The sequence below is a fragment of the Enterobacter sp. ENT03 genome (assembly GCF_019218745.1).
Taxonomy (GTDB): Bacteria; Pseudomonadota; Gammaproteobacteria; order Enterobacterales; family Enterobacteriaceae; genus Enterobacter_D.
This window is the reverse complement of the sequence record NZ_JAHUXA010000011.1, coordinates 48,427-60,824: the sequence shown is the minus strand read 5'-3', so window position 1 is coordinate 60,824 and position 12,398 is coordinate 48,427. Positions and strand designations below refer to the sequence as shown.

13 protein-coding genes are annotated in these 12,398 nt (G+C 55.3%); 5 read left to right on the top strand and 8 right to left on the bottom strand.

Going from position 1 to position 12,398, the window contains the following annotated elements; genetic code table 11:
* Positions 1 to 10 precede the first annotated feature (10 nt).
* The 3 genes from KW828_RS14580 to KW828_RS14570 are packed head-to-tail and all read right to left on the bottom strand — an operon-like array spanning position 11 to position 4,148.
* A complete protein-coding gene (locus KW828_RS14580) occupies positions 11 to 880 on the bottom strand; it encodes a hypothetical protein (RefSeq protein WP_218337008.1) in 870 nt (289 codons plus the stop codon).
* A 4-nt stretch (positions 881 to 884) separates the two neighbouring features.
* The gene (locus KW828_RS14575) at positions 885 to 2,606 is read right to left on the bottom strand and encodes a sulfatase (protein ID WP_218337007.1); all 1,722 of its coding nucleotides are present in this window, start codon (positions 2,604 to 2,606) and stop codon (positions 885 to 887) included.
* A gap of 3 nt (positions 2,607 to 2,609) precedes the next feature.
* Complete coding sequence (locus tag KW828_RS14570) at positions 2,610 to 4,148, bottom strand: PTS transporter subunit EIIC (protein WP_218337006.1); 1,539 nt, start codon at positions 4,146 to 4,148, stop codon at positions 2,610 to 2,612.
* A 153-nt stretch (positions 4,149 to 4,301) separates the two neighbouring features.
* Here KW828_RS14570 and KW828_RS14565 point away from each other — a divergent pair, with 153 nt between their 5' ends.
* Complete coding sequence (locus tag KW828_RS14565; protein ID WP_218337082.1) at positions 4,302 to 5,543, top strand: anaerobic sulfatase maturase; 1,242 nt, start codon at positions 4,302 to 4,304, stop codon at positions 5,541 to 5,543.
* 39 nt (positions 5,544 to 5,582) lie between these two features.
* Positions 5,583 to 6,113: a lipocalin family protein gene (locus tag KW828_RS14560; RefSeq protein ID WP_218337005.1), complete on the top strand. Its 531-nt coding sequence runs from the start codon at positions 5,583 to 5,585 to the stop codon at positions 6,111 to 6,113.
* Here KW828_RS14560 and sugE read toward each other — a convergent pair.
* A complete protein-coding gene (sugE, locus tag KW828_RS14555; RefSeq protein ID WP_218337004.1) occupies positions 6,110 to 6,427 on the bottom strand; it encodes a quaternary ammonium compound efflux SMR transporter SugE in 318 nt (105 codons plus the stop codon). The two genes, KW828_RS14560 and sugE, sit on opposite strands and share 4 nt — an antisense overlap.
* 259 nt (positions 6,428 to 6,686) lie before the next feature.
* Between sugE and KW828_RS14550 the strand changes: the two genes are divergently transcribed.
* Positions 6,687 to 7,286 carry a LuxR C-terminal-related transcriptional regulator gene (locus KW828_RS14550; protein WP_218337003.1) on the top strand — a complete coding sequence of 200 codons (600 nt, stop codon included), beginning with the start codon at positions 6,687 to 6,689 and terminating at the stop codon, positions 7,284 to 7,286.
* Between the two features lie 34 nt (positions 7,287 to 7,320).
* Here KW828_RS14550 and ecnB read toward each other — a convergent pair whose 3' ends face one another.
* Positions 7,321 to 7,467 (bottom strand): lipoprotein toxin entericidin B, encoded by a 147-nt coding sequence (gene ecnB / locus KW828_RS14545; RefSeq protein ID WP_039055654.1) that lies wholly within the window; start codon positions 7,465 to 7,467, stop codon positions 7,321 to 7,323.
* Between the two features lie 148 nt (positions 7,468 to 7,615).
* Entirely contained in the window at positions 7,616 to 8,182 is a 567-nt protein-coding gene (gene efp / locus KW828_RS14540; protein ID WP_072570249.1) for an elongation factor P, read from the bottom strand.
* A 40-nt stretch (positions 8,183 to 8,222) separates the two neighbouring features.
* On the opposite strand from efp, the gene epmB reads away from it, so the two are divergent.
* Positions 8,223 to 9,251, top strand: a complete 1,029-nt coding sequence (gene epmB, locus KW828_RS14535; protein WP_218337002.1) for an EF-P beta-lysylation protein EpmB — start codon at positions 8,223 to 8,225, stop codon at positions 9,249 to 9,251.
* 124 nt (positions 9,252 to 9,375) lie between these two features.
* Complete coding sequence (gene yjeJ, locus KW828_RS14530; RefSeq protein WP_218337001.1) at positions 9,376 to 10,197, top strand: YjeJ family protein; 822 nt, start codon at positions 9,376 to 9,378, stop codon at positions 10,195 to 10,197.
* A 49-nt stretch (positions 10,198 to 10,246) separates the two neighbouring features.
* Here the strand turns inward: yjeJ and KW828_RS14525 are convergent, their stop codons facing one another.
* Together KW828_RS14525 and groL are read right to left on the bottom strand one after the other, a co-directional pair.
* The gene (locus tag KW828_RS14525; RefSeq protein ID WP_218337000.1) at positions 10,247 to 10,600 is read right to left on the bottom strand and encodes a DUF4156 domain-containing protein; all 354 of its coding nucleotides are present in this window, start codon (positions 10,598 to 10,600) and stop codon (positions 10,247 to 10,249) included.
* A 134-nt stretch (positions 10,601 to 10,734) separates the two neighbouring features.
* Entirely contained in the window at positions 10,735 to 12,381 is a 1,647-nt protein-coding gene (gene groL / locus KW828_RS14520) for a chaperonin GroEL (protein WP_088220515.1), read from the bottom strand.
* Positions 12,382 to 12,398 lie beyond the last annotated feature (17 nt).

Here is a 12,398-nt window from a genome sequence, read left to right as displayed (position 1 = left end):
TGTAGCTATCTTAAGCCTTCTCGTCTTGCATCAGGTTTACGCTAAGTTGTTGATGATAACGCTCACCTGCCGCCAGCCAGCGCATTCCGCGTTTATGGCGCACCTGGCCGTCAAAGTGCGGATCGTCGGTAGTGCCGGTCAGCGGCTCGATGCACAACAAATCCGCACCTGGCACGCCCCATAGCGCCAGCCACGGTGTATTTGGGGATTGCAGTTGCAGCGCGCACTCGCCCTGCGGCGAAACCACCGTCACCGCGCAATCCGCCACGTCGCCAAAGTAGACGGCTCCGTTTGCGAAGGCGTCGGCGGTGAGCGGGAATGCGCGGGTGTCAGGCAACGGCTCAGGAAGTGCCAGCGTGCGATTATGAGTGAAAAGCGGCCCGCTGACGGATCGGTCAAAACGCACCGACCAGCCGGGCTGGCTGGCGATCGGCAGCGCAAAGCCCGGATGCCAGCCGAGCGCAAAGGGAAACGCCCGGCGATCAAGATTCTCAACCTGCCAGCGCACGTCCACGCCCATGGCGGTCAGTTGCCAGTCCGTCGTTACCCGCCAGCGAAAAGGCCAGAGCGCGCGGGTTGAGGCGTTGTCTTCGCAGCACAGCGTGAGCGCCTGGTCGCGTTGCTCAACAAGCCTGAAACCCTGCTGGCGCAAAAAACCGTGGGCGGGCAGCGGCCAGAATTCCCCGTCATGATGCAGCCCGTTATGGATAAGCCTGCCAACCAACGGGAAAAGCTGGGTGGCGCTGTTGTTCCACACTGCTGGATCAGCCCGCCACAGCCGCTGCCGTTGCTGGCGCTGGTCCCACAGATCGCACAGTTCTGCGCCCTGCGCCTGCACGCCAATTCGCCAGCGGTCGTTTTCCAGCGTCCAGTGCGACATGACCTTACTCCACCCGTAGCAGCAGACGGACTTGATAGACCATCGCTTTGTGCCGATCGCCGCTGAAATGGCGATCAATAAGCGCAAAAATGGTCTGTCGATCAATCCACGGCGGTGTCTGCCGGGCGATGGCAGGCAACGCCTTGCAGATAAACGTCAGCGCTTCATACACGCCGTGATCGCTGCATTGGGCTTGCAGGGCTGCCTGTTGCCAGCGCTGCGCGAATTGCGCCTCCTGTGCGGCGCTAAGATCGTCGAGGCCAAAACGGGTATACAGCTCCGGCGGCGCGTCGTGAACCTGTAACAGGGGCTGCATGGCGCGGGCCATCGCCAGCGCTTTCCCGGCATCGTTCAGCGGGGTGTGCTGTCCTGGATCGCGCTTAACGTCAAACAACTTATCGCCAAACCGCCACGGATTGAGATAGCTAAAACTGGCCGGGATCTGCATCACCTGCGCGCCGCGCGTAAAATCAAAGCCGGGATGAATGCGGATATCGGTCAGCTCTTTGACGTTAAACGGGCTGTCGATACGCGTCGGCATCAGCGTGTACTCAAACAAATTGTCGTTGCCCGGCTCGCGCGGGCAGCGCATATACACGGATTCGCCATCGGTAATATTCAGATGCCCGCCAAAGTAGCCAAACAGCGCGTGATCGTGGATCGGCGTGTCATTTTCTATCGCCGGGCGTAGCGGTTTGCCGGTCATGGTCGCCGGACGCTCAACGCCAAAATATTCCAGCAGGGTAGCGGGAATATCAATGGTCTGCGCCAGTGCGCTGCGCCGCTCACCCGTTACGCCGCAACGTGGATCGCGGATAAAGAACGGCGTGTTGGCGATCTCGTTGTACACTGGCATGATGTTTTTGCCCCACCAGTCGTGCTCGCCCAGCAGGAAGCCGTGATCGGTGCAGACGATAAACAGCGTGTCTTCCCACAGGTTCAGGGCTTTGAGTTTGTCCATCACCTGGCCGAGATAATCGTCGCACATGGTGATCAGCGCCTGGTAAAACTTACGCGCTTTGTCGTCGTTCTCACCCCCGGGTGCGCCGCAGTAATAAGGCACCCAACCGTCAAAGTCTTCCGCCGTGCAGCCATACTGCGCGAGGTATTTTTCCGGCACGAAGAACGGCTCGTGGGGATCGAAGCATTCAATCTGCAAAAACCAGTTGTCCTGATGCTGGTTAGTGTCGAGAAACTCCATGCCTGCCGAAATCGTGCGATGGGTGAAATGTTCTGCCTGCGTGGGCATCGCGGCACGGTTGATCAGATCCTGCGTCATGCGCCCGGCGCGGCGACGGCGGGTGTCGTCGTCTTCCATGCCCTGCCAGCGGATTTGTGGTTTTTCGACCTGCCCTTTCCAGCAGTCCCCTTCCTGGCCACGAATAAATTCAAAGGTGGAATAGCGCGTGTGATAGGTCGCCCCGCCGTCGCGCCAGTAATGCTTGTGATCCGTCACCATGTGGGTGTGCACGCCGTGCTGGTGCAGCGCCTGCATAGCGGAAAAATCAAATGGCTCCAGCGGGCCCCAGCTACGGTGCAAAAAGTTATAGCGCCCGGTATGCAGTTCACGACGCGCAGGCATACACGGCATACTGCCGACGTAAAAGTTATCGAACTGCACCGACTCTGTTGCCAGCCGCGTAAAGTTTGGCGTGATGGCATCGCCGCCGTAAGGGGCGAGATGGTTACGCGTCAGCGTATCAAACATCAACATGACTGCTTTCATGATTTATAACCCGATGAACTCTTCAACTTCATTTTTAATAATGGTGACGTGCGGGCCATACACCACCTGCACGCCCTGCCCGCGAATAAACGCCCCTTTGCTGCCAAACTTTTTGAAATCATCAAGCTGAACCTTGGACGGCTCTTTTACCGTGATACGCAGTCGGGTGGCGCAACAGTCCACATCGAGAATGTTTTCCCGCCCACCGAGGGCTTCAACGATGCCCGCCGGACGTGAGCCGGTATGGATTTCCGCGGCGGCTGGCGCATCCTGGTCATCTTCACGCCCCGGCGTGTTGAGCTGTCGCCAGTGGATGAGAAAACGGAAGCTGAAGTAGTAGAGGCAGAACATTACCGCGCCCAGCGGCAGCATCAGCAGCCAGTTGGTTTTCGCGTTGCCCTGCAGCACGCCGAATAGCAGGAAGTCGATCAGGCCGCCGGAGAAGGTCTGCCCGACGGTGATGGCAAGCATGTGCGTCAGCATAAAAGCCACCCCGGTCAGCACGATATGTACGGCGTACAGCAGTGGCGCGCAGAACATGAAGGCAAATTCCAGCGGCTCGGTAATCCCGGTGACGAAGGCGGTCAGCGCGGCAGACAGCATCAGGCTGGCGACTTTTTTGCGGTTCGCGGGTTTCGCACTGTGGTAAATCGCCAGCGCCGCGCCCGGCAAGCCAAACATAAAGTCGGCAAATCGTCCGGCCATAAAGCGCGACACGCCGATGTAATACTGGGTCACGCTGGGATCGGCGAGCTGGGCGAAGAAGATTTTTTGCGTGCCCTGAACAGGATGACCATTCACCATCACCTCGCCGCCAACGCTGGTCAGCCAGAACGGCAGGTAAAAAAGATGATGTAAACCGAGCGGGATCAGGCACTTCAAAATCATGCCGTAGAATAGCGTGCCGATGTAGCCGGTCTTTTCCACCAGCCCGCCGAGGTGCGCGATGCCACCCTGCACCGGCGGCCACGCCCAGAACAGCGCGACGCCAAGAAAAATCGCAAAAAAGGAGGTGACGATGGGCACCAGCCGCGAACCGCTGAAAAATGCCAGAAGGCTGGGCAGCTCGGTTTTGTTGTAGCGATTGTGCACCCAGGCGGTCAGCAGGCCGCTGGCAATCCCGCCCATCACCCCGGTTTGCAGCGTCACCATGCCCAGCACGCTCGCCTGCCCGGCCGCCGCCAGATTATCGACCGCCAGTTTGCCGGTCAGTAACAGCATGGCGTTGATCGCCTTATTCATGACGATAAAGCAAAGCACGGATGCCAATCCCGCCGTGCCTTTATCGCTGCGTGCCAGCCCGACGGCGATCCCCACGGCAAACAGCAGCGCCAGATTATCAAACACCACGCTGCCGCACAGTTTCATTAACGTGAAAACGGCTTGCAGTACCTGATTATCCAGCGCCGGATAGGTGGCGATGGTGACCGGATTAGTGAAAACCCCGCCGATCCCGAGTAATAAACCGGCGGCCGGAAGCACGGCAATCGGCAACATAAACGATTTACCCAGGTTTTGTGCGCCTGCGAAAAGTCTGCTCATAAAAGCCCCTGATGTTGGCGTTCTGAATTTTAAATTTCATATTTATATGCTTTAATGAAATTATTATTTCCATCACTCAATGCAATGTCAACGGCAAAGGGTGAAACGGTGAACAGCATCACTTTTCTTAACGCGCTGCAGACAGGAGTCATGATGACAAAACCCTTTCACGTAATGGCAAAAGCGGTCAGCTATCAATGTAATCTCGCCTGCGATTACTGTTTTTATCTGGAAAAAGAACAGGGTACGTTGAAACCCAAAATGGCGGCGCGTCATATGGATGATGACACCCTGGAGGCGTATGTCCGTCAGTACATTCAGGCCACGCCAGCGAACGAGGTGGAATTTACCTGGCAGGGCGGCGAACCCACGCTCGCCGGTCTGGCGTTTTACGAAAAAGCCCTTGCCCTACAGCAACGTTACGCCGAGGGCAAAACGATCCGTAACAGTATGCAAACCAACGGCGTGCTGATTGACGAACGCTGGGCCGCGTTTCTGGCGAAGCATCATTTCCTGGTGGGGCTGTCCATTGATGGCCCGGCGTGGCTGCACGATCGCTATCGCAAAACTCACGCGGGTAAATCGATGTTCGACAAGGTCGTGCACGCCCTGCAACTGCTGCGCGCATATGGTGTGGAGGTGAACGTGCTGGCGGTGGTGAACAATGAGACAGCGGAGCATGCGCTGGCGGTCTATCACTTCATTACCCAGGAACTGAGGGCGGATTTTGTGCAGTTTATTCCCGCGGTGGAGCAGCGTCCCGTCCACGAAAAATATGGCGAGCTGCTTTATCCGCAGTCACTGACGCAGCGCCGGGTTACCGACTGGTCGGTTTCCGGCGAGCAATATGGACGATTTATCACGACGGTGTTCGATTACTGGGTACGTCATGATGTCGGGCGAGTGTATGTCCAGCTGTTTGACAGCGCCCTTGCCGCCTGGGCGGGTGAAAAGCCCTCACTCTGCGTGATGCAATCCCGTTGCGGCTATGGTCTGGTCGTGGAGCAAAACGGAGATGTCTACAGTTGCGATCACTATGTTTATCCGGCGCACCGGCTGGGAAATCTGCGTAAAGGCAGCCTGCAACAGATGGCGAACAGTAAACAGCAGCGCAAATTTGGTCTCGCCAAAGCTGCGGTTTCCGCAGAATGCCAGCGGTGTGAATGGCGTTTCGCTTGTCACGGCGGATGCCCTAAACACCGCATCCATCAACAGGGGGAGCACTGGCACAATCATTTATGCGCGGGTTACAAGGCGATGTTCAGCCACATGGCGCCTTATATGGCGTTTATGGCCGGGCAACTTAAACAGCGGCAGCCGCCTGCGGCAGTGATGGAAATCGCCGCCGTGATTGCTGCACACAACGCACCGGGGACGCAGGCAAAATTCCAGTGACGCTCTACACTTATCTGAAAATCCTGGAAGGAAAATACCATGCGTATATTACCTGTCGTTGCCGTCGTTTGCGCCGCGCTTCTGATGGTGGCCTGCCAGTCCCCGACGCCTCCTCCCGGCGTAACCGTCGTGGAAAACTTTAATAGCACGCGCTTTCTGGGTAGCTGGTATGAAATCGCCCGTCTGGATCACCGCTTTGAGCGCGGGCTGGACAACGTCACCGCCACTTACAGCCTGCGGGAAGATGGCGGCCTGAACGTGATTAATAAGGGCTATAACCTGTCGCGTGGCATGTGGCAATCGACGGATGGCAGGGCATACTTTACGGGTCCAAAAAGCCGTGCGGCGCTGAAGGTGTCGTTTTTTGGTCCCTTCTACGGCGGCTATAACGTGATTGCGCTTGATAAGGATTATCGCCATGCGCTGGTCTGTGGACCGGATCGCGACTATTTGTGGATCCTGTCACGCACCCGCACGATCCCGGATAACGTGAAACAGGAACTGCTGAACACCGCAAAACAGCAGGGTTTTGCGGTGGAAAAACTCATCTGGGTGGCGCAGAACCGCTAATGAGTGCTGAGTTTTAACCCGATGATCCCGGCGACAATGAGCACCAGACTGATGATGCGCGCCGGGCTTGTCGATTCCCCCAGCAATATCATGCCAGTCACCGACGCGCCGACCGCGCCGATCCCCGTCCAGACGGCATAAGCCGTGCCGACCGGCAGCGTTTTCATCGCCCACGACAGCATGACGATACTGATGATCATCGCGCTGACGGTAATAATACTGGGCGTCAGACGGGTGAAACCATGGGTGTATTTCAGGCCGACGGCCCATACCACTTCAAGTAAACCAGCAAGGAATAAAACGAACCAGGACATAGTTGGCTCCTGAGATGGGGCCGTCCCCGTTGAACATGGCGCTTACAGGTCGTCCTGCAAGGCGAGTGAAGAGCGTTATTGTTACCGCAAGGCTTAATTATTTCAACTTTTTCATTTATCGCAAATTTTGGCCGCTTAAAGCGAGAAATAGGCGTAGTTCGCAGCGGAGATCCGTCATTTATCTCTTTTCGCTTCCCCCTATGATGGTGCGGTAAAAAAAAATGAAAGCCGTCATCCCATCCTGATTGCGAAACCGAACATGTTCAAAATTTTATTGATTGACCGTTGTTGCTTCACCCGCCACGGGCTTGAGAGCTGGCTCAATCAACGCACGTTATTCCCGGGGCCGGTGCTGGTGACCGGGCTGAACAATTTAATGCTGGCAAAAGAACATGCTGCGCAGTGGCAGCCGGATCTGGTCATTGCGGATTTCTATGGTTTTGCGAATGAATTACACCACGTACAACAATTAGCGTCGTTATTACAAATCTGTAGTCAAAGCCCGCTGCTGTTATTATCGTCCGGGTATGATGCGCAGATGGAAAGCTATTGTCAGCAGTTTCCGCTCTGGGAACGCACTGATAAGTCAGTCTCGCTTGATGCCCTTGCCCGCAGTATTAACGGGGCGCTGTGCTCACGTGCCGCAGACGTTGTTCCGCAGGCTGTGTCGCCGCTGCTGACGCGGCAGGAAGAGAAAGTGTTATCTATGTGGATGGACGGAACGAATAATCACAGTATCGCTCACCTGCTCGGTATTAATGGCAAAACGGTTTACACCTATAAACGGAATATCCGCATGAAGCTGGGCATGGGGAATCGTTTTACACCGTTTTTGTCACTGCCGGAAAGCGTAAGCTAACGGTACGGCAGACGCCGTACCGTGGACTGCCGGATTACTGCTGAGCTTTAGTGGCTGCACCAGAGATCGCGCTGCCGCCATCAGAAATATCTTCGCCTACGCCACGCGTGGTGTTACACGCGGTCAACACGGAAGAAAGTACCAGTACCGAAAAGATCGCAGCAATTGTTTTCTTAACCATAATATATTCCTTTTATAGCCAGTGTTATTTGTGTATAGCCAGTTAAGCATAGACAAAATTCCGGGCTGTGGAGAAAAAGGCGATATTTTAGGAAGATTTGAAGTCAGCGGTACGGCATCGCGCCACACCGCTGAAGATAAGGCAGGAATTACTTCACGCGGGAAACGTATTCGCCAGAGCGGGTGTCCACTTTGATGACTTCGCCGGTCTGCACGAACAGCGGAACTTTAACAACCGCGCCAGTACTCAGCTTGGCTGGTTTACCACCGGTACCTGCGGTATCACCTTTCAGGCCCGGATCGGTTTCAACGATTTCCAGTTCAACGAAGTTCGGCGGGGTCACGGCGATCGGCTGGCCGTTCCACAGCGTCACGATGCATTCCGCCTGATCCAGCAGCCATTTAGCGCTGTCGCCAATTGCTTTGGCATCTGCAGACAGCTGCTCAAAGGTTTCGTTGTTCATGAAATGCCAGAACTCACCGTCGTTGTACAGGTAAGTCAGGTTCATATCGATAACGTCAGCGCCTTCAGCGGAATCGGTAGATTTGAAGGTTTTCTCAACGCGAGTACCGGTCAGCAGACGGCGCAGCTTAACGCGTGCGAACGCCTGACCTTTACCCGGCTTAACGAATTCACTGGATTCAACCGCGTAAGGCTCGCCTTCGAACATGATTTTAAGACCGGCACGAAAATCGTTGCTATAGTAAGTCGCCATAAGGCCCTCTGAAATATTGTTAACTGGTATTAGCCAAAAAATGGCACACATTGTAACCCTAAACCCCCCTTCCAGAGAAGAATGGTTATTGCAACTTGCCGATGTAATAACCGATCCGGATGAACTTCTGCAGCTTTTAAATTTAGACGACAGCGCAGAGCTGCTCGCGGGGCGCGATGCCCGTCGGCTGTTCGCCCTGCGCGTGCCCCGTGCCTTTACGGCGCGCATGGAGAAAGGCAATCCGAACGATCCGCTGTTACGTCAGGTACTTACCTCGCGCGAAGAGTTCATTGCCGCCCCCGGTTTTACTACCGATCCGCTCGATGAGCAGCACAGCGTGGTGCCGGGATTGCTGCATAAATACCGTAATCGGGCGCTGCTGCTGGTGAAAGGCGGTTGCGCAGTGAATTGCCGCTATTGTTTCCGCCGACACTTTCCGTATGCCGATAATCAGGGAAATAAGCGCAACTGGCAGGCCGCGCTCGACTATATAGCGCTGCATCCGGAGCTGGATGAGATCATTTTCTCCGGCGGCGATCCGCTGATGGCGAAAGATCATGAACTGGACTGGCTGTTAGGCGAGCTGGAGGCGATCCCGCATATCAAGCGTCTGCGCATTCACAGCCGCCTGCCGGTGGTGATCCCGGCGCGCATTACCGATACGCTGGCGGCCCGCTTCGCGCGCTCATCCTTGCAGATCCTGCTGGTGAACCACATCAACCATGCCAGGGAAATTGACGATGCTTTCCGCAACGCGATGTCGCTGCTGCGTCAGTCGGGCGTCACGCTGCTCAATCAGAGCGTGCTGCTGCGCGGCGTGAACGATAACGCCTCTACGCTGGCGGATCTGAGCAATGCACTGTTTGATGCCGGCGTCATGCCTTATTACCTGCACGTGCTGGATAAAGTGCAGGGCGCGGCGCACTTTATGGTGAGCGACGACGACGCGCGGACTATCATGCGTGAATTGCTGACGCTGGTATCGGGCTATATGGTGCCGCGTCTGGCACGGGAAATCGGTGGTGAGCCCAGTAAAACGCCGCTGGATCTGCAACTGCGCCAGCAATAAGCCTTCCTCTAAGAGTCCAGTTACGGACTCTTTTTACCCTTCATCTCCCCTTATACTGCCCCGCGTTTTCTCGCCAAACCTGTGCCCTTCACCAGGTATCGTTGCCCCCTCATGGAGACTATAAATGCCCTTAACCATTCATGGACTGAACGCTGGTGTTATTCGTCGTGATAATAATTTTGTTGCGCTGGCCCTGAAAATTAAACACGAGACGAAGGATGACAGTCTGCTGTTTTTTCCGCTCTTAGCCTTAAAAGATCTGCTGATCTGCCTTGAACATCACCTGCCCGCCCAAAACCTTCCCGATGACGCAGCCAGCGTGCTGCACGGCAATGCCCCGGCACTAATGGAAGATGAGCTTAAAAACGCGGACGCGAGCCTGTGCGTTGCGCGCGTCGCGTTAATTGATGATGCCGAAAATAGCCTGACGATAGCGTTCACGCTCAATAAAGACGAGACGCTGAACCTGAAGATTGCGGATACGCAAATCCCGGCGCTGGTGAATTTAATTATTCGGGCAATGAATAACGCCGGGCTGCGCGCCGTGGTCGAAAGCGTATCGTCCATTGTGGATTTTCTGCCGTTGTATGACGTGGACTGTCAGGATAACGCGCAGCTGGAATACGATACTTATCAGCATCCTGAGTGGAAATACCGCTTGTTCAGCCACTATCTGGTGGTTATCTATCAGTATAAAAATGACCAGGGCGAAGCGCGCACCAGCGGCTCGGTCATTAAAACGCGCACACCTTCCCGTTCAAAAGAAACCCAGGGCATCGTGAAACGGCTACTGCGCTTTAGCAATCGCCTGCGCAAGGTGGATAACGCACCGTGCAAGGTATTTGTAAGAACGCTGGCGGCGGGAAATCAAGGTACGTTGACCCAGGCGCAATGCCTGCATGCGGTGCATAACCTGCGGCTGCAGGCGGAAAAATCGGTCGCCTGAAAACAGTGAACCCCAGAGCGGGGTTCATCTTAACAGGTGGTGCTGGCGATCAGTTCGGGCACTTATACACCTGGCCGCTCATTTCGCTGGCGGTAGGCACGAAGCTCGACATGAATCCCTGAGTCGGGCTGTTGACGTTGAAAATCACGTTGCCGCCCATTTTCGCGGCTTCGTTACGCAGAGCATTTGCCGCGCCGCGCATTGAACCGCCCTCTTCACCATGCTGACCCGACAACCAGTTGCTTTGCTTGCCGGTTGCGGTGCCCAGTAAACGACACTGCTCACTCGGTTTTTCTTCAACAAAACGAACGCTTTGCCCACCTGCGGTCAGATCGTTACTGGCGCTACAACCCGCCAGCAGCAACGCTGCTCCGACTATCCCTGCACCAACGTAAACGCGCATGTTATTCCTCGTGTAATCAGCTGGACAACGTTGTCCGTGTCTGAACCTTATACTAAAAAGATGACCAAAAGAAAAACCCCCATGCATTTCTGCACGGGGGTTTGTTCATTTCTGCGAGGTGCAGAACAACATAATTACATCATGCCGCCCATACCACCCATGCCGCCCATACCCCCAGCAGCACCTAAATCAGGGCCATCGGTTTTCGGCAGGTCGGTCACCATGCACTCGGTAGTGATCATCAGACCCGCTACAGAGGCCGCGTACTGCAGAGCAGAACGGGTTACTTTAGTTGGATCCAGGATACCCATGTCGATCATGTTGCCGTATTCTTCGGTCGCCGCGTTGTAACCGTAGTTACCATCGCCACCTTTAACGGTGTTAGCGACCACTGACGGCTCTTCACCGCAGTTCAGCACGATCTGACGCAGCGGTGCTTCCATTGCGCGCAGCGCAACTTTGATACCGACGTTCTGATCTTCGTTCTGGCCACGCAGTTCGCCCAGTTTAGAAGCAACACGGATCAGCGCAACGCCGCCGCCTGCAACCACACCTTCTTCAACCGCAGCACGGGTCGCGTGCAGGGCATCTTCAACGCGTGCTTTCTTCTCTTTCATTTCAACTTCGGTAGCTGCACCGACTTTGATAACCGCCACGCCGCCAGCCAGTTTCGCTACGCGCTCTTGCAGTTTTTCACGATCGTAGTCAGAGGTCGCTTCTTCGATCTGCTGACGGATCTGAGAAACACGGCCCTGAATGCTCGCTTCTTCACCCACGCCATCGATGATGGTGGTGGTGTCTTTGTTGATCACAACACGTTTAGCCTGACCCAGGTCTTCCAGGGTTGCTTTTTCCAGCTCCATACCGATCTCTTCAGAGATCACGGTACCGCCGGTCAGGATAGCGATATCCTGCAGCATAGCTTTACGACGGTCGCCGAAGCCCGGTGCTTTAACCGCAGCCACTTTAACGATGCCGCGCATGGTGTTAACCACCAGCGTTGCCAGCGCTTCGCCTTCCACATCTTCAGCGATGATCAGCAGTGGTTTACCGGCTTTCGCAACGGCTTCCAGCACTGGCAGCATTTCGCGGATGTTGGAGATTTTTTTATCAGCCAGCAGGATGAACGGGCTTTCCAGTTCGATGGATCCCGTTTCCGGCTTGTTGATGAAGTACGGGGACAGGTAGCCACGGTCGAACTGCATACCTTCTACTACGTCCAGTTCGTCCTGCAGACCAGTGCCTTCTTCAACGGTGATAACGCCTTCTTTGCCCACTTTCTCCATAGCTTCCGCGATCAGTTTACCCACGGTTTCATCGGAGTTAGCGGAGATGGTGCCAACCTGAGCAATAGCACGGGAATCAGAGCACGGTACAGACAGGGCTTTCAATTCTTCAACCGCAGCGATGACCGCTTTGTCGATACCACGTTTCAGATCCATCGGGTTCATGCCAGCCGCTACTGCTTTCAGGCCTTCGGTGATGATGGACTGTGCAAGTACGGTTGCAGTGGTGGTACCGTCGCCTGCTGCGTCGTTCGCTTTAGAGGCAACTTCTTTCACCATCTGCGCGCCCATGTTTTCGAACTTGTCTTCCAGCTCGATTTCACGTGCTACAGAAACACCATCTTTAGTAATGGTCGGTGCACCGAAAGATTTATCCAGAACAACGTTGCGGCCTTTCGGGCCAAGGGTAACTTTCACTGCGTCTGCCAGTACGTTTACGCCGCGCAGCATTTTCACACGAGCGTCGTTACCGAATTTTACGTCTTTAGCTGCCATTTTCTTCTTTCCCTTAA